The organism is Ammoniphilus oxalaticus (assembly GCF_003609605.1).
Lineage (GTDB): Bacteria > Bacillota > Bacilli > Aneurinibacillales > RAOX-1 > Ammoniphilus > Ammoniphilus oxalaticus.
Genome location: NZ_MCHY01000008.1, coordinates 58,776 through 79,107 on the forward strand (window position 1 = coordinate 58,776; position 20,332 = coordinate 79,107).

Below are 20,332 nucleotides of genomic sequence, written 5' to 3' on the forward strand. Positions count from 1 at the left end.
CGGGTCAATTCGTCCCACAGAGAAAGGGGTTTCCAATGAAAACAGTCATTGCCACTTTAAATGCTAAATATATTCATGCCTCACTCGCTTTGCGTTATTTAAAAGCGTATTGCCAACAAGATTTTGAATTAGAAATGATGGAGTTTACAATTCGGGATACTCCTATCAATATCGTCACGGATATTATCAACGCGAATCCAACGGTTGTTGGTTTTTCCTGTTATATCTGGAATATTGAAGAGACGATCATTTTAATTGATATGTTAAAGAAAATAAATCCCCAACTCAAGATCATACTAGGCGGACCTGAAGTATCCTATGACGTAGCTTATTGGATGGAGCGACTACAAGGCGTCGACTTTATTGTCGTTGGAGAAGGAGAAGAAACGCTTCATCATTTGTTAAGTGAGATTGAGGGCGAACATAAATATGATCTTGTTTTTGGAATTGCTTATCGAAAGGGAGAGGAGGTTGTGATAAATCCGCCTAATCCCCGCTTAGATCTAAACGACATTCCTTCGCCGTATATTGGTTTTGATGATATAGAGGAGTTGCGCAATCGGGTCGTTTATTATGAGACTTCGCGAGGTTGTCCTTTCTCTTGCAGTTTTTGTCTGTCTTCGATTGAGGTTGGAGTGCGCTATTTTGACATTGAGCGGGCAAAAAAAGAACTGAAATACTTAATTGATAACGGTGTAAAACTGATCAAATTTGTTGACCGCACGTTTAATATTCGCCGTGATTATGCAATGGAAATTTTCGATTTTTTAATTAAGAACCACGGAGGAGCAGTCTTTCAATTTGAAATTACAGCAGATATTATGAGACCTGAAGTGCTGGATTATCTCGCGGAACATGCTCCGCCTGGCATTTTTAGATTTGAAATTGGAGTGCAATCAACGAATGATGCAACAAATATACTCGTTGAACGCCGCCAGAACTTTGACAAATTGAGCCATACAGTAATGACCATCAAAAATGCGGAAAACATTGATCAGCATCTGGATTTAATTGCGGGATTGCCTGAAGAAGACTATGATTCCTTTCGTAAAACGTTCAACGATGTTTTCGCGATGCGACCAGAGGAGTTGCAGTTAGGATTTTTAAAGATGTTAAGAGGAACAGGGATGAGGATCAATGCCGACAAGTATGGATACAAGTGGATGGAGCATGCCCCATACGAAATATTAGGTAACGACGTGCTTCCTTTTTCCGATATCGTCAAAATAAAAAGGGTAGAAGACGTTTTGGAGAAGTATTGGAATGCGCACCGGCTGGATCGCACAGTCGAATTTTTGGTTTCTACACAATTTGAAACACCGTTCGATTTCTTCCAACAGTTTGGCGACTATTGGGAATTGAATGGGTGGCAACGCATCGGACATCAGCTCGAGGATTTGTTTACACGACTTTATCAATTTCTTGAGCATATAGAAATTAAGGATCTGCCGATTGCAAAGGGCATCATGCAGTTAGATTACTTTTTGACGCAACGCAACAAGCCGCGTAGAACGTGGTGGACGTTTGAAATGGAAAAAAGCGAACAGCAACGGTTAATGAGACTGGCGGCAAATGAGCCGAACCTATTAGGCCCGAAATTTACGTCTTATAACATGGATGAAAGAGAATTGCACAAACGGGCAGTCGTCGAGCTTTTGCCATTTGACTTGCAGAAATATGAGACAAGCGGCGAGATTACCGAAGCGGAAACGTTGTTACTTGTCTATTATGAGCTAGGCCAACTTCCGAGCTACTTTACGGCTAATCTGGCTGATGTGCAAATCGCGGAAAACTAGGTTATAATAAATGCGTGAAAGACCCGTATTACCAAAACTATACAAAGGAGGCTTTTTATGCTGGACAATCAGCTAGAAATGTTCAAGGAATTAACGGAAACGCCAGGCGCTCCCGGTCATGAAGGGGCCGTTCGGGAAGTCATGAAGAAGTACATAGAGCCTTATGCTGACGAGGTTTATACCGATAATCTGGGAAGTTTGATCGCTAGACAAGGCAATCCGGAGCAAGGCCCAAAAGTGATGGTTGCGGGTCACTTGGATGAAGTCGGATTTATGATTACGATGATTACGGACAAAGGGTTTCTACGGTTCCAACCGCTTGGTGGATGGTGGAATCAAGTGATGCTTGCCCAACGCGTAACCGTTTTAACGAGGAAAGGCCCGATTGAAGGGGTAATTGGTTCAACGCCGCCTCACATTTTGAGCCCTGAAGCTCGACGCAAGCCTGTTGAAATTAAGAGTATGTTTATTGATATCGGAGCGAGCAGCAAAGAAGAAGCAGAGGAGTTTGGGATTCGTCCCGGCGATACGGTCGTGCCCATCTGTCCTTTTACAGTGATGAAAAACCCAAAATTGTTAATGGCAAAAGCTTGGGATAATCGGATTGGCTGCGCGATTGCAATCGAAGTGCTTAAGCAGCTGAAAGATACAAATTATGCGGGCGCTGTTTACGGCGTTGGCACGGTTCAGGAAGAAGTCGGATTACGCGGAGCGCAAACATCGGTTCACGCTGTTGATCCTGATATCGCTTTCGCGGTTGACGTTGGAATCGCGGGAGATACGCCTGGCATCAAGAAGGAAGACGCCCAGTCAGAGTTAGGCGCTGGGCCGCAACTACTGCTTTATGACGCATCAATGATTCCACACCGTGGACTGCGCGATTTTGTCATTGAAACAGCGGACGAATTAGAAATCCCATACCAATTTGACACCATTTCTGGCGGCGGAACGGACGCGGGCCGATTACACTTGCATAGCAAGGGGGTTCCATCCCTTGTCGTAAGTGTTGCGACGAGATATATTCACAGCCACGCGTCGATTCTTCATCGCGATGATTTCGACAATGCGGTACGATTATTGGTGGAAGTAATTAAACGTTTAGATCAACAAAAATTAGAACAAATTAGATCGGTATAATGTCGTGTTAGAAAACAAAGAGAGCTCACCGTCGGGTGAACTCTTTTTGTTTTAAGCGAAGTGGCAGTGAGGATTGGCGTGTTATTGTTTAATTTCACGATGTAAAATTTGCAGGATTTGTCCCTGCGTCTCGACGGGGCTATGATTCCACAGCACTTCAAACAGAACGCCAAGACCTGGTAACGTTTTGTCTTCGCCGCTTGTGATCGCATCAATGATTGTCTCTCGCAATTCTCCAAGCGATGAATCGGAAACATTAGCAAGCACGGCTCGACGCAAATCGACTTGAGATGGTTGCATTTAGATTGCCTCCCGACATAAATGTGATCATTTTATCGTTTGCATGCTTCCTCGTTTTCATCCCGTTAGGAATTGGTAATTAGCTGTGCTATAATATTTTTTACAAAAAAATCATGTTAGGAATGAGGGCCATGGCGGATCGAGCATTCGCGGTAGTTGGAATGGGACGTTTTGGTTCAAGTGTAGCAAAGACATTGTATGAGATGGGTTATGATGTAATGGCAATTGATACGGATGAAGAGAAAATTCAAGATCATATCCAGTCGGTTACTTACGCTGTACAGGCTGATTCGACTGATGAACAAGCTTTAAAAGAATTGGGGATGCGTAATTTCGACGTGGTTGTCGTTGCAATTGGCGAAGATATTCAGGCAAGCATCTTGTCTACGCTAATTTTAAAAGAACTAGGGGTTAAGAAAGTTGTTGTAAAAGCGCAAAGTGAACGGCACGGTAAGGTCCTTTATAAAATTGGAGCGGATCGGGTTGTATTCCCAGAAAGGGATATGGGGGCAAGGGTTGCCAACAATTTAGTTTCACCCGGTATTTTAGATTTTATTGAACTTGCCGAAGATTATAGTGTTGCTGAGATTGCGGCAACTACAGGGATGATTGGAAAAGATTTGGTCACCTTGGATATTCGCGCTCGCTTTGGGGTGAACGTGATGGCGATTAAAAGCGGTGAAAACATAAACATTGCTCCGAATGCGGAAGATGTAATTCAGGAGGACGATGTGCTCGTTGTGATCGGACATAATAGTGACTTGAAGCGACTAGAGGAGAAGAGTAAGTAGAGGTGGATGATATGGAAAGAATCGAATCGGTACAGAATGCAAGGGTGAAAGAATGGGCTAAGCTAGGCAAAAGGAAAGGAAGAGAACAGGCGGGATCGTTTATTGTTGAAGGGGAACACGTAGTCGAGGAGGCGATAAAGCAGGAAGCGCCAATCGAAGCCTTGTTAATGACGGAGGCATTCCCCGCAACGGAGATCATTAGCCAATTTGCTCAGACGAACCCTTCAATTTGCTTTCAAGTGTCTGATACTATTATGAGGCGATTGTCTGAAACAGAAACGCCGCAAGGAATTATGGCGATTACGAAAATCCAAAAGGACGAATTGGAATCCTTTATACATAAAAAGTATTTGCTGTTATTAGACGCGATTCAGGATCCAGGTAATCTTGGAACGATCATTCGCGCAGCTGACGCGGCGGGGGTCGATGGAATCATCCTTGGCAACGGCACAGTCGATCCGCATAACTCCAAAGTGGTCCGTTCAACAATGGGTTCTATTTTTCATATTCCGATTATTCAAGCGAACTTAGCGGAAATTATTGGGCAGCTGCAACAACATGAATACACATTCATTGCCGCAAGTTTGGAAGGGGCGGTCGCCTATGATGAGCAAGACTACACAGGATCTATTGGAATCGTCATCGGCAATGAAGCGAATGGCGTCTCTGAGGAAATTTTGCGCGCTTGCTCTTCAAGGATTAAGATCCCACTCTACGGCCGCGCTGAATCGTTGAATGCCGCGATCGCCGCGGGAATTATTATGTATGAAGCGACCCGTCAAAGAAAGCAAGTTGCGCCGAAAGCGCCGATTGACTATAATTAACGTGAATTGAAGATGATTATAAAGTGAAGATGGAGACAAGTAAGTAGGATCGAGCTATGAACGAACGATGGCTACGTTAATCGTTTTAGGGAGGGGAGCCTAGACTGGAAGTTCCCTCATAGCGTAACCTAGCTGAATTCACTCCGGAGCTGTCCCCTGAAAGGATATCGAATAGGGGGTACCGGTGAACAACCGTTAAACATTTGTAAAGTGAGAACGATCGACCGTATTTGTAATCGTTCTAATAAGGGTGGTACCGCGACCTCTCGTCCCTTGCCAGGGATGAGAGGTTTTTTGTTGGATTAAAGGAGGAATTACTGTGCAGGAAAAGTTAGTGGAGTTAAAAGAAGCAGCGCTCGCAAGCTTATCGGATGTTAAAGATCTTGCAGAGCTCAATGATCTTAGAGTCAAGTATTTAGGAAAAAGAGGGGCCCTCACGGAAATAATGAAAGGAATGGGTAAACTCTCGCCTGAGGAACGGCCTGTTATGGGGCAACAAGCGAATGAGGTTCGAGCGGTGATTGAATCGCTGCTTAAAGAAAAAACGGAGGCTTTCGAGCAAGCTATATTGCAGGAAAAATTAGAGAGTCAACGAATTGATGTGACGCTGCCAGGTAGGGTTGTGGCAAGAGGAGCAAAGCACCCGCTCACTTTGATTGTCGAGCAAATTGAAGATTTGTTCATTGGGCTCGGTTTTGAAATCGCGGAAGGTCCAGAAGTTGAAACCGACTATTATAACTTTGAAGCGTTAAATTTGCCGAAGGATCACCCGGCCCGCGATATGCAAGATTCGTTTTATATTACGGAAGATATTTTAATGCGTACCCATACATCGCCAAACCAAGCTCGGGTAATGGAAGCGAAGCAAGGGGAGGCGCCTGTTAAAATCCTGTGCCCTGGACGAGTATATCGACGGGACGATGATGACGCGACTCATTCACACGTATTCACTCAAATCGAGGGGCTTGTGATTGATGAAAATATTCGAATGAGTGATTTAAAAGGGATCTTGTTGTTTTTTGCGCAAGAGATGTTTGGCAGCGATGTGGAAATTCGATTGCGTCCTAGTTTCTTCCCGTTTACGGAACCGAGCGCGGAAGTGGATGTTACGTGCGCGGTATGTCATGGGACAGGCTGTCGCGTTTGTAAAGATACAGGCTGGTTAGAAATTTTAGGTTCGGGTATGGTTCATCCAAAAGTGCTTGAAATGTCTGGATATGACTCCGAAAAATATACAGGTTTTGCGTTTGGAATGGGCGTTGAGCGGATTGCGATGCTCAAATACGGAATTGAGGACATCCGCCACTTTTACAACAATGACCTTAGATTTTTGAAGCAATTTAATCGTCGGTAAGGAGAGAGTGTAGAAAATGAGATTATCATTTAATTGGCTCAAGGAGTATGTAGATTTATCAGGAATTACACCTGAAGAGCTGGCTGAAAGATTGACGCGCAGCGGTGTGGAAGTAGAAGCGGTAGAGCAACGGAATCAGGGCGTTTCTCAAATTGTGGTCGGTCATGTGTTGGAAAAGAGCAAACACCCCGATGCGGACAAGTTGAGTGTTTGTCAGGTAGATGTCGGGGATGAGCGGCTGCAAATTGTTTGCGGCGCGGAAAATGTGGACGCTGGTCAGCGCGTTGTGGTCTCTAAAGTTGGAGCTGTGTTGCCTGGCGGTTTAAAAATTAAAAAGGCGAAACTAAGGGGCGTTGAATCAAAGGGAATGATCTGTTCGGCTAAAGAATTAGGAATCAATGATAAGTTGCTTTCTAAAAGCCAACAAGATGGAATCATGGTTTTAGCGAATGATTCTGAGATCGGAGCAGACGCGCTCGCTTACCTTGGTCTCGATGATACCGTGCTTGAATTGGAGTTGACGCCAAATCGGTCTGATTGCTTAAGTATGATTGGTGTTGCATATGAAGTTGCCGCCATCCTAGGGAGGGAAGTGAACTTGCCTCGCCTTGATCCGCCTGAAAATGGACAATCGATTGAAGGACAAGTGGCTGTTTCAATCGCAGCTTCAGAACAGTGCGCGAATTACTCTGCGCGTTTAATTACTGATATTCAACTCGGTCCCTCCCCGCAATGGATGCAAAATCGATTAATGGCGGCAGGGATTCGACCGATCAATAATATCGTTGACATTACAAACTATGTTATGCTGGAACAAGGGCAGCCATTGCATGCGTTTGATTATGAAAAAGTACGTAATGGACAAATCGTCGTTCGTCTTGCTGAACAAGGCGAAAAATTTGTAACGTTGGATGAAATTGAGCATCAACTGGATGATGAAATGTTGTTGATTACGGACGGCGAGAAGCCGATCGCGCTAGCGGGTGTGATGGGCGGCGCAAATTCAGAGGTATCGGAGCAGACGACGACCATATTGCTTGAATCCGCGCTTTTTTCTGGTGTTTCTGTGCGTAAAACTTCTAAAAAGTTAAACATGCGGTCTGAGGCAAGCTTACGCTTCGAGAAAGAAGTGGATCCCGAAGGCGCGCATAAGGCGTTGGACCGAGCGGCCCTTTTAATGGCGGAACTTGCCCAAGGTGTTGTTGCAAAAGGTATCGCCAAAGATGAAACGAAGCCACATCACAGGATCACAGTCACTCTTCGACAAGATCGCTTGAATGCGGCGCTGGGCACGAGCCTAACGTTGTCGGAAACAGAAGCTATTTTACATCGTTTGAAATTCGCGTTTGAAATGAACAAGGGTGTATTTGAAGTCGAAATTCCATCTCGACGCCAAGACATTACGCGTGAGGTTGATTTAGTGGAAGAGGTGGCTCGTCTACACGGCTATGATCACATTCCAACTAGCTTGCCGACAGGTCCGACTACTCGGGGGAGATTAACGGATTATCAGGCTTGGTTGCGTGATGCGAGAAACGTGTTGGTCGGCGCTGGTTTGTATGAAGTTTCCACTTATTCGTTTACAAATGAACAGATCATGTACGATTTTGCGCCTTTGCATGAGGATACAGAAGGAATCTTGCTGAATATGCCGATGAGTGAGGAGCGCGGTCGCCTCAGGGTGAACTTATTGCCGCACTTACTTGAGACGACGGCTTACAATAAAAATCGGCAGACTCACGATGTGGCGATCTTTGAAATCGGTCGTGTGTTTATTAGCAATGAGGCTCAACTAACCCGGTTACCGCAGGAAAGTCTCGTTGTTGCGGGGCTAATGACTGGCGATTACCCGACAGAACATTGGACTCAGCAAGCTCAACCCGTTGATTTTTATACGATAAAAGGGACGGTAGAAGTGTTGTTGGAACAGCTAGGTGTTACGGGGGCTGCTTATGAGGGGACGAGCGATCTCATAGGAATGCATCCTGGCCGTACAGCGTCTATTGCGGTTGGGGATGTTTCGGTCGGTTACGTTGGACAAGTTCATCCAGCGTTACAAAAGAAATATGATATCGATGAAAGTTACGTTTTTTACCTTGATTTAGAGAAGTTATATACGTTGCGAGCAAGGCTAGGTCAGTATCAACTGTTGCCAAGATACCCGGCAAATACGCGTGATATGAGTATCCTAGTTGATGAGTCAATCCCTGCTAGCCATATCAAGCAGCTGATTCGAGCGCAAGGCGGTTCGATTCTGGAAAACGTGGAATTATTTGATGTTTATACAGGGGATAAAATTGCGAAGGACAAGAAGAGTTTAGCTTTCGCTCTTATTTATCGCAAACCAGAAGGAACCCTTACGGATGAAGAAGTAAATGAAGCTCACGAGCGAATCGTAGCGGCTTTGGCGACGACGTATCAGGCAGAATTACGTTCATAAACTAGGTGGAGACCCTATAATTAGGGAAAGAGGGTCTCCTTTCCTGTTAAAAGGGAAGGACCCTCCTTTTTTTTTATTCCAAGTGAATGTATAATAATACTTACCTAAGGAAATGTTGGAAGGATGGAGGATGAATAACGCGTGAGTGATGAAAGAAACAAAATAACAGTGGACATTTATGGTCAACAATATCGGATGGTTGGAAAAGCAAGCGCCTCGCATCTCCGATCAGTCGCAAATTTTGTAGATGCAAAAATGCGTGAGGTCGCGGATGGCAATACGCGTTTAGATACGGCTAAAATTGCTGTACTATCCGCTTTAAATATCGCGGATGAATTGCATCAATTGAAGGAAGAGTATGATGAGTTGATTCGTATTCTTGAGGAGGAACAACAACGGGGGGAATAAGATGGTCGATCTAGCTATAATAGGCCTCTTTCTATTGGCGATAAGGTCGGGTTATCGCAAAGGATTTATCGGGCAAGCGATCGGTTTGGTCGGGATTGTTCTCTCTCTTCTGATCGCCTATTCTTTTTCGCAGGATACAGCTGTGTTTCTTCAAAAACAATTTCCTCTCCCTCACACGAGCAGTTATCCCCCATTTCAAACGTTTTTAGGAATGCCAGCGATCCATAAATGGTTTTATCTTGCTGTTTCGTTTTTTCTTGTTTTCATTTTTGCGAGAATACTATGCAGGGTGACAGGCTCATTCCTTCAATCTTTAGCGGAATTACCATTAATTTCAATTATGAATAGCTGTCTTGGCGGATGTGTCGGCGTGTTAAAGGTAGTTGCGCTCGTCTTGATTGTCGTTCAGTTGACTCCGCTGATGCCTGACAATTGGCAGGGGAAATTTGATCAATCGGTCATTGCCCAATACGCCCACGATCACTCTTCTCGTTTTACAAAACAGTTGCCAGAGTGGCCGAAACGAGCGGCGTTGCGCGAGATCTGACGGAATGAATTTAACTGCTGGATCGGGTCTGATTCATTTCGTCTTCCCTTTAATTTCAAGGAATGCAGAGAGGATTTTCTGCGGAACATAAGGTACACCTTAATAAAGGGGGAATTTATATGCCGACGAATCAAAACCAAAACAAGTTAGTTGTTCCTCAATCCGCATCATTAATCGATGAACTTAAGTATGAGATCGCAAACGAATTTGGGATCTATGATTTCGGAGCGTATGCGACATCGCGAAGCAATGGTTCTGTAGGCGGAGAAATTACGAAGCGTTTAGTGAAAATGGCAGAGAGCGCGCTTGCTGGACAACAAATTAAATAAAATGGATTTGGGTTGTCCCGAAAGTTGGTCTTAAGCTAACTTATCGGGACAACCTTCTTATTTTTGGAGGTATGGTGGTCGGGGTCCCCCGTTTTGCCATGGCGGTCAATAGTTGTCGGAATTCCACTTATTGATGGTAATTCCCGCGTGAGTACGAGTGTTAGTTGTCAAAAATCCACTTACATACACTGTATCCCCCTTTTTCGAAGCTATAAAGTGGGGTTAGTTGTCAAATGTCCATCTATTTTATCCCTTTTTTTGACGGATAGTTGGACTTTTGTCCATTATTCTTAAGACCGTTTAAAAGGTCTCCTCTTGAAATTAAGGGGAGCAACATTGTTAATAACATGGATGCTACGAGGGAGGCAATCAGTGTAATACGAACGCCATGGATGATAAACTGACTAATATAGAGGATTAAAGCAGTCACTAACAGTCCAATAAAATTGGGAGTATATAAAGAAATGGGTTTGTTTAAAAGAGATTCGGTAAGCGCCGCGAGAGCTGCCATAACCGATACGGTGAGCAATGCCGCGGTGTAGCTCCGAATTGAAAAGCCTGGGACGAGAAACGCGACCAACATAAGCGCGAAGGAAATGAATAAAAAGCGCATGAGATAACGGAGTAAAGTTGTAGTCAAAACAATCATCCTTTTTGATAGATAGTAAACTAGGCTACCCCGGCGCTGCTTTTTTTATACATTCTTTTACGTGTTATAATAAAAAGACATTGGAGTAAGAAAGGGGATTTTTGGTGCAAGATCGGCTGTTTCGAACATTGGAATTTGATAAAGTAATTTTACAACTTTTAGATCATTGCTCTTCTACATTGGGAAGGGAAAAAATAGAGAGCCTACAACCGACAACGGAGCTTAGCGAGGCTGTGACCAGACAAGAAATCACATTTGAAGCTTATACGGTGATTCGGCTGAAAGGCAGCGTCCCTTTTGCGGGCGTTCGCAATATTCGAGCGGCCATCGGCAGGGCCAAGCTTGGCGGAACATTAAGCACATCCGAACTGCTAGATATTAGCGGTGTGATTCGCGGCGGATGGAGATTGAGAAAAGCGATTGAAGCGGTCATCGAAGAAGAACAATCGCTGCCTTTACTTGAACAGTTCACCTCTCAGATTGAACGTTTGGCGGAGCTAGAACGCGAGATCGAGGCGGCGATTGATGAACACGGACAAGTGGTGGATCGGGCAAGCGCCGCCCTCGCTCAGATTCGTTCTCAAATTCGTACTGCGGAATCACGTATTAAAGAAAGATTGGATTCGATTATTCGTTCCTCATCTTACCAGAAGATGTTGCAAGAGAGCATTGTGACTGTGCGTGGAGAGCGGTATGTGATACCTGTTAAACAAGAGTATCGTCACGTTTTTGGCGGCATGATTCACGATCAGTCGGCTTCTGGAGCGACTTTGTTTATCGAACCCGACGCGGTCGTACAGGCAAATAATCAATTGCGAGAGTATCGCTTAAAAGAGGAACGAGAAGTTGAGCGTATTTTGCGACAGATGACAGAGCTTGTGGCCGCGCAGGCTGAGATGCTTACGCATAACGTGGAAATGCTGGCGGAACTTGATTTCGCATTCGCAAAAGCGCGCTATGCCCACCAAATAAGGGCCACACAGCCAAAGCTCAACGACAATGGTTATTTTAAACTAAACAAAGGTCGACACCCGTTAATTCCGTTAGACGAAGTCGTGCCGATCGATGTTGAATTGGGTGATGACTATTCAGCGCTGATTGTGACTGGACCGAATACGGGCGGTAAGACGGTAACATTAAAAACGATCGGTTTACACGCTTTAATGGCCGCGAGCGGATTGCATGTTCCTGCCCTTGATGATAGTGAGATGGCTATCTTTTCAGGTGTTTTCGCGGATATCGGGGATGAGCAAAGTATAGAGCAAAACTTAAGCACATTTTCAGGACATATGACGAATATCATTCAAATCCTCGGACAGATTGACGCCAATAGTCTCGTTCTTATGGATGAACTTGGCGCGGGCACAGACCCAACAGAGGGCGCTGCATTGGCGATGGCGATTCTCGATCATATGTATGGGATCGGAGCCAAAGTTGTGGCGACGACCCACTATAGCGAATTGAAAGCTTTTGCGTACAATCGACCGCAGGCGCTTAATGCGAGTGTGGAATTTGACGTTGAAACATTAAGTCCGACGTATCGCTTATTAGTCGGGGTGCCTGGTCGAAGTAACGCATTTGCAATTGCTAGACGCTTGGGCTTGTCGTCTGGGATCATCGAAGAGGCAAAAGCTCATATTAGCGTCGATGATTCCCGCGTTGAGAAGATGATCGCCACCTTGGAAGAAAACCGTTTAGCCGCTGAACAAAATCGTTTGCGGACGGATCAGCTTCGCAAGCAAATGGAGCAACAACGTGAAGAGCTTGAAAGGGAACAGGCCGAATTTGCCCGCGCAAAGAACCAGTTGCTTCAACAAGCGGAAGAGGAAGCGGCGCAATCTGTGGCCAAAGCGAGAAGAGAAGCGGATGAAATTATCGCGGATCTGAGAAGGTTAGCTCAAGAAGAGCAGCATGGGATTAAAGAACATAAGTTAATTGAAGCAAAGAAAAGGCTTGAGGGAGCCATACCTGAATTTGAACGAGAGACAGAGAGAAAGCAACAAGCGAAACGAAGAAAACTGGAAACATTAGAAATCGGTGATGAAGTCGAAGTCACTTCCCTTGGACAGAAAGGGGAAATCATTGCTAATCTCAGTAACAATGAATTCCAAGTTCAGTTAGGGATTTTGAAAATGACAATTAAGGCGAAAGACCTTGTTAAACTTGGTTCCAAAAAGAAGCAAGAGCCGAGCGCGTATACGAAAATTAAAATGTCACGTGAGACGGCCCGCCCGGAAATTGATTTGCGCGGTTATACTGTTCATGATGCGTTACCAGTCATTGATAAGTACTTGGATGACGCGCTCATCTCGAACTTGAATCGTGTCTCTTTGATTCACGGAAGCGGTACAGGCGCGTTACGGACGGGTGTTCACAATTATTTAAAGAATCATCGAAACGTAAAATCGTACCGCTTTGGCGGTCAAGGCGAAGGCGGGGTTGGGGCGACGATCGTAGAACTGAAGTGAAAAAATGAGTCATGGAAATATTTCAATCTTTACGAGAATCGCAAAGATAGGTATGATGTGTGTATCAACCTAATTAGTAGGTTGGGAGTTCTTGCGGCCACTTGAAGGTCGCTTTTTTTTTTGCCTAGCCGCCCGCGTGGAACCGCTTTTTCCTATATCCCTTTTAGGGCATAATAGTGTATAATTCATGGATAGTTAACGGTAATAAACGTTGGAGGAAATGAATGCTTAAACGTTTAACGATCATTTTGATTATTTTTTCAACCATCTTTTTTATAGGCGGCATAACCTATTGGTTTATAACTACTACATAAAATGTATTTTCAAAAACTTGGAGGAAATAGTATGGAATTCAATGCGCAACCTAGAGTTGCTGTCATCGGTTTAGGATTTATCGGGCTCCCACTAGCGTTAACTTATGCAATGAAAGGGGCCAAAGTGGTCGGCGTGGATGTACTTGAACAACATATTGAAAATATCAATCGCGGCGTATCCCACCATCTCGAATTTTACGAGGGGAAGTCATTAGAAGAAATATTAAGGGAACAATTAAAAGAGCAGCGTTTTACAGGGACAACGAGCTATAAAACAGCTGCATCCCAAGTTGATACTTATATTATTACGGTCGGGATTCCGGTTGAGAACGGTGACGCGAATCTTACCTATTTAAGAAGCGCTTGCGAAGAACTAGCAACCGTATTGAAGCAGGGGGACACGGTCATTGTTAGAAGCACCGTCATTCCTGGGTCGACGGAGGAGTTCATCGCTCCAATCCTGGAACAGAGCGGTTTAAAAGCGGGGGAAGATTTTTATTTAGCTTATTCTTCCGAGCGAATCGCCGAAGGGAAAGCATTTGAGGAATTTATCCATATGCCTCTTGCGCTAGGCGGGGTCAATGAGGAGAGCGCGCAACGGGCGCAATCGATCTTAGGGTTCGTGACAGAGGCGGAAATTACCGTTTCAGAAATTAAAGTTGTGGAAACGGCGAAAGTGATTGAAAATATTCAGCGCGATGTAAACATTGCGATGGTACAGCAATTTGCTCGTTTTTCCGAAAAGTTAGGAATCGATACGTTCGAGTTAATTAAAGTGGCGAATACCCATAAACGAGTGAATTTATTGACGCCTGGACCGGGTGTGGGCGGATATTGTTTGCCAAATGCATTGTATTATTTATTGCCGAAAGCAAAGGAACTGGGCGTAGATATTGGTCTGTTGGAGTTGGCTCGAAAAATCAATGACGCCGTGCCGCAAGAACTGGTGGATATGGTCGATAACGAGTTAAAAAAACGAGGAGATTCACTGCTTAATAAAAAAGTGGCGGTGATTGGCTTGGCGATGAAAGACTTTTCTAATGATGATCGGATTAGTCCGCCGCATCACGTGGTAGAACTTCTCTTGGAGCGTGGCGCCATCGTCAAGGCCTATGATCCAGCGGTGCCAAGTGTCTATTCGTACAAAGTGGACGACATTCAAGCAGCGATCGATGATGCGGACGTTCTTATTTATTTAACCGTCCAGGAAGAGTTTTTAGACTTAGATTGGAAGGCTCTCATTAAGCGAATGGCCGAGGATCCGATTCTGCTTGACACGAAGCATCGTATTCCTAAAACGGCTTCAAACGGGGCAACATTGTTGAGAATATAGTAAAAAGAAGTTGAGATAAAATGAATCAATCCAAAAAGGTTTTAATTATCGCTTACTTGTTTCCGCCAATCGGCGGAGGCGGTGTGCAAAGAGCGTTAAAAATGGCGAAATATCTAAATCAATATGGCTGGCAAGTTCACGTGTTGACCGTCGAACCGATCTACCATGTTTCCTTAGACGAATCGTTGCTCAACCAATTACCCGAGACGGTGATCATTCATCGAACACAGGAGTTTTCATTCGGGGCCCCGCCAGCTGTTGCGGTTTCAGCTGATTCGTCAGAGACGGACAACTCGAATCAGAAGAAAAATGTGAAGAGCGCAGTGAAAGCGGCTCTCTTTCCGACACTCAAAAAGATGAAGAAATATGCGCTTATTCCCGATGACCAAATTCTTTGGTTCCCATCTGCAACGAAGAAAGGTCTTGAGATTATTAGGGAACATCAAATTGACGCGATCTTTTCCACTTCTGGTCCGTACACGAATCATCTCGTCGGTTTGCGTTTAAAGAAGAAGACGCGTCTTCCTTGGATTGTAGACTTTCGCGATCCTTGGACTCAAAACATGCATCGTCCAGGCGTGGCGTGGCGGGAGAAAGTTGAAGAGAAGATGGAACGAAACGTTTTGCGTGAAGCGGATATTTTGCTTACGGTTACTCGTTCATTCGCGAACGACTTTCAGCGTAAATTTGGCAATGTCATTAAACGGACGGAAGTCATTCATAACGGTTTTGATCCCGAAGACTATCAGCAATTAGCCACGATTGCATCCGATCGACAACGCTGCTCTTTTATTTATACAGGGATATTTTATCAGGAGAGAAATCCGCGCTTATTTTTACAGGCGATTCATGAACTGTTGGCTGAAGGGAAATTAAAGCGCGACTTAATTGAATTAAAATTTGCGGGTGTTTTTGACTATCCAGGCTATACAGAAAACATGGACTGCGCTCAGGCGTTAGGTTTGGAAGATATTGTGAAGGTGTTAGGGCATTTGCCGCACCAGGAAGCGCTAATTGAATTGAAAAGCTCAGATGTTTTGCTGTTAATTGCGGATACGGCGCCAGGGTCAGGACGCTATATTCCGGGCAAGCTATTTGAATATATGGCGATTGGCAAGCCAATCTTAGCGCTAAGTTTGCCTGGGGAATCGACGGCGATCATCGAACAATACGGACTTGGGCAAGTTGTGAATCCAACATCAAAAGAAGAGATTAAGGCGGGCATTATGATTTTGTATGAGCAATGGTTGAATCAGGATGGGACGGAGCGATCGACAGTCATTGAACCATCAACGAGCATGTATCAAAGAAAAACACAAGCTGGGATGTTAGCTAAGCTTCTTGATCAAATCACGACCTAACGATACAATAGAAAGATAGATTCATTTTTGAGTTAGCATCGGAAAGGGATTGTACCATGAACCACTACAGAAGGGCGCTACATGTAATTGGCGGAGGAGAATTTGGCGGAGCGGAACAACACATCATCCAGCTTTTATCCTTACTACCTCGCTACGGCTACATTGGGAGGGTTGTTTGCTTTTATGAAGCCGAGTTTTCCGAAAGGTTGCGAAAACAAGGCATAGAAGTAGAGGTTCTTGCGCATGGGCGATTTGATCTTCGATTGCTTACAAGTTTGAAACAGATTTTTATGAAAGAACAACCGGATATCATTCATACTCACGGGGTTAAAGCCAATTTCTTTAGTCGACTTGCGGCGCGGAAATTGCCTATTCCGTTAGTGACGACGATACATAGCATACTGAGATATGATTACCAAAATCAGTTAGCGTTCTTTGTAGCCTCTAATATGGAAAAGAGAACGAGAGGGCTGAACAATCAGTTCATCGCCATTTCGCGCTCAATCGAAGATACATTGCTGTTCGAAGGAGTTCCCAACGAGAAGATTTCGCTTGTCCATCACGGGATTGATTTCGACCTTTATGCGTCTGGTCAAGGGGATAAGTTGCGCGAGGAACTTGCCTTGCCGAAGGAGGCCTATCTGATCGGAGTCGTCTCGCGGTTAGTCGAAGCGAAAGGGATTGAGTATGTGTTGCAAGCCATGCCCACAATTCTTCGTGATCAACCTAGCGCGCATTTAGTGATCGTGGGAGCAGGTCCCTATGAACAAACGTTGAAAAAAATGAGCGTTGAGTTGTCGATTCAAGACCACGTGCATTTTCTCGGTTTTCGCAAAGATATTCCAGATTGTTTACATAGTTTCCAATGTTTTGTGAGCGGTTCATTATCCGAAGGTCTGGGCTTAAATGTGTTGGAGGCAATGGCAGCTTCTATTCCTGTTGTCGTAACGGGAGTTGGCGGGATCCTCGATTTTGTAGAGGATGAAGTCAATGGTTTGCTTGTCCCGCTTCGTTCTAGCACAGATATCGCAATTAAAATCTTAACGCTCATGCAAAATGATCAATTGGCTCAACAATTGACTGAACAGGCTGTAAAACGAGTGAAGACAGATTTTTCTCTCGATTCGATGGGAAGAAAAACAGCCGATGTTTACCAAAAGATAATCTCGAAAAATAAGCGTAAATAAGTCCTCGAACATGTGTTAAAACCACAGTGTCGAGGACTTATTGTTTTTGCGACTATCTTCTTAGTAGACGCTTCGATATATTTTGCAAGAGGTGTAAGACCAACGATTCTCGCAAGATGATCATGGCGATTAGGAAGCTGAGGGCGCCGAGTCCAATCAAGCCGAGTGTGGATAGTTTAGCCTTTATGAGCGTGTCCTGAGGAAGTGTAGACCTAGCAAGCATCAAGCTTAGACTCATGACCGCCGAACTAAGCAATGTTTTTACCATCGTAATCCAGAATGAGGGCAGAATAAACCTCCCTATTTGCTTCCTTAGCAAAATGCCAAGGAATAACGTATGGAATAAAGCGCCGATCGCCGTGCCTAGCGCAATGCCGCCGTGATCGAGATAAGGAATCAGCAGCATACTCGCTCCCGTAAAAACACCGATGCTTAGCACAGCGGCAATGACGGGAGTCCGTGTGTTTTCCATCGCGTAAAAGGCGCGTGTAAGCAGGTCTTTTAAAGCGACGAAGAAGAGCCCCAGACCATAAAAAATAAGGGCGATGCTTGTCCATTGCACATCTCGAGCATCGAATTTACTGTTCCCGCCCCACTGATAGAGGAAGGAAATCAGCTCTTTGGGAATCATCACAAAGGCAAATATCGTTGGCAATAACAGCAAAAACAAATACCGCATCCCTTCCGTGATTGATGCCTTCATTTGATCCCATTTTTTGTTCGTAAAATGTTCTACTAAATGCGGGAAAATCGGTAAAATAAAGGCCCCGACAAAAATAGCGATCGGTAGCTGATAGACGGTAAACGCTCTTTTCAGTGAGCTTAGCTTTCCTTCCCCTAAGCCAACAGCCAAGTATAGTTCAATGAAAACCGTCATTTGCGTGACAATAGAACCGAGCATGATTGGAAAGAAACGTTCGCCTATTTTTCTCATTTCAAGCGTGTTCCAATAAAAATCCGGTTTCAAGTTGTATCCCGCTTTTGCCACAGAAGGCAGCATTGTAAACGCGGCAAAAGCAAAACCGATTGTCGTTCCAATTGCGACTCCATAAATTCCAAAATGGGGGACGAGCAGCGGATAGGCGGCGATAATGACGAGTGAATTAACGACCGCGCTCAATGTAGGGAAAAAATATTGCTGATGGGCATTGAGCGTGCTTTGAAACATCCCGAGCAAACCAATGAATAGAGCGGAAGGCCACATGATTTGCATCAAATGCGTGGCGATGACAAGCTCTTTTCCTTCGTAAGCGGGAGCTAATAATTGAACGAGATTTTTTGAGTAAATAAATCCCAATATGCTAATGACAAGATATAACAGCAGCGTAAACGTAAACATTTTTCTAAACAGGGCGCTTGCTTGATCCTTTTGCTTAAGCGTTATCTGTTGTTTCAGTGTCGGTAGGAAAATTGCGTTTAACGCGCCAGGCACAAATAAAAATATCGTATAAGGAATCGAGTAGGCGACTCCATATGCGTCGGTTACGAATGTATTCCCGAATTGGTGGGCAAGCAGCGTATCTCTCAAAAAGCCGATTACTCTGCCGATTAGTGTCATAACCATGATAATCATTGCGGAACGTAAAATCGTTTGCGACATGTTTTACACCTTTTTCTCTTTATTTAAAAAAGACCTAGTTTATTTGTTGCATAGGAGGCTACAAAAATCAAGCGTTTTTGTTGAGCTATGGGGGATGATAAGATATAATTACTTCGGTTTGATAACTTGAGTAGCTGTTTACAATGAGGGAGGGCCAATCGAAATGAAAGCGATTGATGAAAGAGGAAGACTATTTGGTCTTATGAATATCTTGGACTTATTTTTAATTATCATCCTGATCGGCGCGTCTGTTTTTGCCGGATTAAAGTTTTTAAAACCAGGAGACATTCAAATTGGAACATCTTCTGGACAACAAGAAGTATCCTATACGTTATTCAATTCCGGAGAGCATCCGTTTGTTGTCGATGAAATTAAAGAGGGGGATATGATTAAATTAGTCGATAACAACAGTACGTTGGGAACGGTGGTCGCGGTTGAAAAGAAGCCGGCCATGAACTATGTGAATACAGCCGACGGACGAACGGTGCTGGCGCCTGTGCCGGAAAAGTATGAAGTTTATATTCATATGAAAGCCAATGCAAGAGTATCAGGGGATTCAGCGGTCGTTGGCGATACCGGTTTGTTAGTTGGTAACCGCGTGAAGATCAAAGGGCCAGTCTATATGATGGAAGCGCTTGTGCGCGACGTAGAGATTGGTGATCCATCGTGAACCAGCAAGCTGTTCGATTTACGTTTAAAGATTTGATTTTTTTGATCTCGTTGCTTGTAGTTGCTTATATTGTATCTCAAAAAGTAATTTTGAGAGAGCAATTGAAAATGCCGACGGAGAACATGCGTGTTCATATCATTGCCGAAGGCGTGAGGCAACCGCTTGCTGAAGATATTTTGATCGGTGACGCTGTCTATCAAAAAGGGGCGATGTTTCCATTTGGAAGGATTGTTGATAAGGAAGTTAGACCAGCTAGGAAAGTAATCGCGGATGAACACGGTCAACATCAAATCGTCTATGCCGAACAAGAAAACGATGTGGCTTTGACCATCTCAGCTCCAGGCTTTGTTTCATTGGCAGGTAGCCCGATCATCGACAATACATTCTTTTATTCTAATCAATACTTACCGATCATTACCGAGCATGCCATGTTCACTTCACGGGTCATCCAGATCAGGAAGGATTAAAAATGAACAAAAAATCTTTTTTTGAATATATCATTGGGGGCGCGTTACATCGTTTTTTGAGACTACTTAGTTGGTTTTCGAGTAAAATAGGAAATCATTCGCTGTTGGCGGCGATTAGCAATAAGGGAAATAGAAACGTCGCGTTCGTTAGTTGGGTAATCTTTATGTTTACTTTTCTGCTTAGTTTTTTGTTTTTATTCAAGCAGCATTTACTCATAACGATCGGCTTTGCGGTAGGGTACGGATGTTTAGTGATAGCTTACGGATCATCAAGGATACGCGAAGTTATGATGGGTAGCTTCCCAGTGAAATGGATTGTTCGATTGTTGGATCCGAATAAATAGAAATAGGTGTGTT

General features: G+C 44.3%; 19 protein-coding genes and 1 other annotated feature. Of the genes, 16 read left to right on the plus strand and 3 right to left on the minus strand.

The annotated features are described in order from the left end of the window. The first annotated feature begins 35 nt into the window (after positions 1-35). Positions 36-1,796 (plus strand): B12-binding domain-containing radical SAM protein, encoded by a 1,761-nt coding sequence (locus BEP19_RS06480; protein ID WP_120189041.1) that lies wholly within the window; start codon positions 36-38, stop codon positions 1,794-1,796. 57 nt (positions 1,797-1,853) lie between these two features. Then, on the plus strand, positions 1,854-2,933 hold the full coding sequence (locus BEP19_RS06485) for a M42 family metallopeptidase (RefSeq protein WP_245983409.1): 1,080 nt from the start codon (positions 1,854-1,856) through the stop codon (positions 2,931-2,933). Positions 2,934-3,014: 81 nt separating this feature from the next. On the opposite strand, the gene sspI is transcribed toward BEP19_RS06485, so the two are convergent. After that, on the minus strand, positions 3,015-3,233 hold the full coding sequence (gene sspI, locus BEP19_RS06490) for a small acid-soluble spore protein SspI (RefSeq protein WP_120189042.1): 219 nt from the start codon (positions 3,231-3,233) through the stop codon (positions 3,015-3,017). 131 nt (positions 3,234-3,364) lie between these two features. On the opposite strand from sspI, the gene BEP19_RS06495 reads away from it, so the two are divergent. The 7 genes from BEP19_RS06495 to BEP19_RS06525 all read left to right on the plus strand — a co-directional run bounded on the left by BEP19_RS06495 (position 3,365) and on the right by BEP19_RS06525 (position 9,926). Next, complete coding sequence (locus tag BEP19_RS06495) at positions 3,365-4,024, plus strand: potassium channel family protein (protein ID WP_120189043.1); 660 nt, start codon at positions 3,365-3,367, stop codon at positions 4,022-4,024. Between the two features lie 11 nt (positions 4,025-4,035). Then, positions 4,036-4,848 (plus strand): TrmH family RNA methyltransferase, encoded by an 813-nt coding sequence (locus BEP19_RS06500; RefSeq protein ID WP_120189950.1) that lies wholly within the window; start codon positions 4,036-4,038, stop codon positions 4,846-4,848. 17 nt (positions 4,849-4,865) lie between these two features. Next, positions 4,866-5,125: a binding site (T-box leader), on the plus strand. A gap of 42 nt (positions 5,126-5,167) precedes the next feature. Next, the gene (gene pheS, locus BEP19_RS06505; protein ID WP_120189044.1) at positions 5,168-6,202 is read left to right on the plus strand and encodes a phenylalanine--tRNA ligase subunit alpha; all 1,035 of its coding nucleotides are present in this window, start codon (positions 5,168-5,170) and stop codon (positions 6,200-6,202) included. 16 nt (positions 6,203-6,218) lie between these two features. Further along, positions 6,219-8,642, plus strand: a complete 2,424-nt coding sequence (gene pheT / locus BEP19_RS06510; protein WP_120189045.1) for a phenylalanine--tRNA ligase subunit beta — start codon at positions 6,219-6,221, stop codon at positions 8,640-8,642. Positions 8,643-8,783: 141 nt separating this feature from the next. Next, a complete protein-coding gene (gene zapA, locus BEP19_RS06515) occupies positions 8,784-9,050 on the plus strand; it encodes a cell division protein ZapA (RefSeq protein ID WP_120189046.1) in 267 nt (88 codons plus the stop codon). Between the two features lies 1 nt (position 9,051). Next, positions 9,052-9,597 carry a CvpA family protein gene (locus tag BEP19_RS06520; protein WP_120189047.1) on the plus strand — a complete coding sequence of 182 codons (546 nt, stop codon included), beginning with the start codon at positions 9,052-9,054 and terminating at the stop codon, positions 9,595-9,597. A 119-nt stretch (positions 9,598-9,716) separates the two neighbouring features. Next, complete coding sequence (locus BEP19_RS06525) at positions 9,717-9,926, plus strand: alpha/beta-type small acid-soluble spore protein (RefSeq protein ID WP_120189048.1); 210 nt, start codon at positions 9,717-9,719, stop codon at positions 9,924-9,926. 241 nt (positions 9,927-10,167) lie between these two features. Here the strand turns inward: BEP19_RS06525 and BEP19_RS06530 are convergent, their stop codons facing one another. Next, positions 10,168-10,566: a phage holin family protein gene (locus tag BEP19_RS06530; RefSeq protein ID WP_170145292.1), complete on the minus strand. Its 399-nt coding sequence runs from the start codon at positions 10,564-10,566 to the stop codon at positions 10,168-10,170. Positions 10,567-10,679: 113 nt separating this feature from the next. Here BEP19_RS06530 and BEP19_RS06535 point away from each other — a divergent pair, with 113 nt between their 5' ends. The 4 genes from BEP19_RS06535 to BEP19_RS06550 all read left to right on the plus strand — a co-directional run bounded on the left by BEP19_RS06535 (position 10,680) and on the right by BEP19_RS06550 (position 17,238). Next, the gene (locus tag BEP19_RS06535; RefSeq protein WP_120189050.1) at positions 10,680-13,043 is read left to right on the plus strand and encodes an endonuclease MutS2; all 2,364 of its coding nucleotides are present in this window, start codon (positions 10,680-10,682) and stop codon (positions 13,041-13,043) included. 345 nt (positions 13,044-13,388) lie between these two features. Beyond that, positions 13,389-14,690 carry a nucleotide sugar dehydrogenase gene (locus BEP19_RS06540; protein ID WP_120189051.1) on the plus strand — a complete coding sequence of 434 codons (1,302 nt, stop codon included), beginning with the start codon at positions 13,389-13,391 and terminating at the stop codon, positions 14,688-14,690. Positions 14,691-14,710: 20 nt separating this feature from the next. Beyond that, positions 14,711-16,051, plus strand: a complete 1,341-nt coding sequence (locus BEP19_RS06545) for a glycosyltransferase family 4 protein (RefSeq protein ID WP_120189052.1) — start codon at positions 14,711-14,713, stop codon at positions 16,049-16,051. A 56-nt stretch (positions 16,052-16,107) separates the two neighbouring features. Next, positions 16,108-17,238 carry a glycosyltransferase gene (locus BEP19_RS06550; RefSeq protein ID WP_120189053.1) on the plus strand — a complete coding sequence of 377 codons (1,131 nt, stop codon included), beginning with the start codon at positions 16,108-16,110 and terminating at the stop codon, positions 17,236-17,238. A gap of 52 nt (positions 17,239-17,290) precedes the next feature. Here BEP19_RS06550 and murJ read toward each other — a convergent pair whose 3' ends face one another. Beyond that, positions 17,291-18,838, minus strand: coding sequence for a murein biosynthesis integral membrane protein MurJ (murJ, locus tag BEP19_RS06555; protein WP_120189054.1), 1,548 nt, complete (start codon positions 18,836-18,838; stop codon positions 17,291-17,293). Positions 18,839-19,001: 163 nt separating this feature from the next. Between murJ and BEP19_RS06560 the strand changes: the two genes are divergently transcribed. The 3 genes from BEP19_RS06560 to BEP19_RS06570 are packed head-to-tail and all read left to right on the plus strand — an operon-like array spanning position 19,002 to position 20,319. Beyond that, positions 19,002-19,508, plus strand: coding sequence for a DUF4330 domain-containing protein (locus tag BEP19_RS06560; RefSeq protein WP_120189055.1), 507 nt, complete (start codon positions 19,002-19,004; stop codon positions 19,506-19,508). Continuing rightward, positions 19,505-19,975 (plus strand): hypothetical protein, encoded by a 471-nt coding sequence (locus tag BEP19_RS06565; RefSeq protein ID WP_120189056.1) that lies wholly within the window; start codon positions 19,505-19,507, stop codon positions 19,973-19,975. The genes BEP19_RS06560 and BEP19_RS06565 overlap by 4 nt, the downstream gene beginning before the upstream one ends. Before the next feature lie 2 nt (positions 19,976-19,977). Beyond that, a complete protein-coding gene (locus tag BEP19_RS06570; RefSeq protein ID WP_120189057.1) occupies positions 19,978-20,319 on the plus strand; it encodes a hypothetical protein in 342 nt (113 codons plus the stop codon). The last annotated feature ends 13 nt before the right edge of the window (positions 20,320-20,332 follow it).

Bases quoted from the DNA above. Each gene is read 5' to 3' on its own strand.
- BEP19_RS06500 (WP_120189950.1), top strand. From the start codon at position 4,036: ATGGAAAGAATCGAATCGGTACAGAATGCAAGGGTGAAAGAATGGGCT.
- BEP19_RS06560 (WP_120189055.1), top strand. From the start codon at position 19,002: ATGAAAGCGATTGATGAAAGAGGAAGACTATTTGGTCTTATGAATATC.
- BEP19_RS06525 (WP_120189048.1), top strand. From the start codon at position 9,717: ATGCCGACGAATCAAAACCAAAACAAGTTAGTTGTTCCTCAATCCGCA.
- BEP19_RS06545 (WP_120189052.1), top strand. From the start codon at position 14,711: ATGAATCAATCCAAAAAGGTTTTAATTATCGCTTACTTGTTTCCGCCA.
- pheT (WP_120189045.1), top strand. From the start codon at position 6,219: ATGAGATTATCATTTAATTGGCTCAAGGAGTATGTAGATTTATCAGGA.
- BEP19_RS06570 (WP_120189057.1), top strand. From the start codon at position 19,978: ATGAACAAAAAATCTTTTTTTGAATATATCATTGGGGGCGCGTTACAT.
- BEP19_RS06550 (WP_120189053.1), top strand. From the start codon at position 16,108: ATGAACCACTACAGAAGGGCGCTACATGTAATTGGCGGAGGAGAATTT.
- BEP19_RS06520 (WP_120189047.1), top strand. From the start codon at position 9,052: ATGGTCGATCTAGCTATAATAGGCCTCTTTCTATTGGCGATAAGGTCG.
- BEP19_RS06495 (WP_120189043.1), top strand. From the start codon at position 3,365: ATGGCGGATCGAGCATTCGCGGTAGTTGGAATGGGACGTTTTGGTTCA.
- BEP19_RS06480 (WP_120189041.1), top strand. From the start codon at position 36: ATGAAAACAGTCATTGCCACTTTAAATGCTAAATATATTCATGCCTCA.
- BEP19_RS06485 (WP_245983409.1), top strand. From the start codon at position 1,854: ATGCTGGACAATCAGCTAGAAATGTTCAAGGAATTAACGGAAACGCCA.
- sspI (WP_120189042.1), bottom strand. From the start codon at position 3,233: ATGCAACCATCTCAAGTCGATTTGCGTCGAGCCGTGCTTGCTAATGTT.
- BEP19_RS06540 (WP_120189051.1), top strand. From the start codon at position 13,389: ATGGAATTCAATGCGCAACCTAGAGTTGCTGTCATCGGTTTAGGATTT.
- murJ (WP_120189054.1), bottom strand. From the start codon at position 18,838: ATGTCGCAAACGATTTTACGTTCCGCAATGATTATCATGGTTATGACA.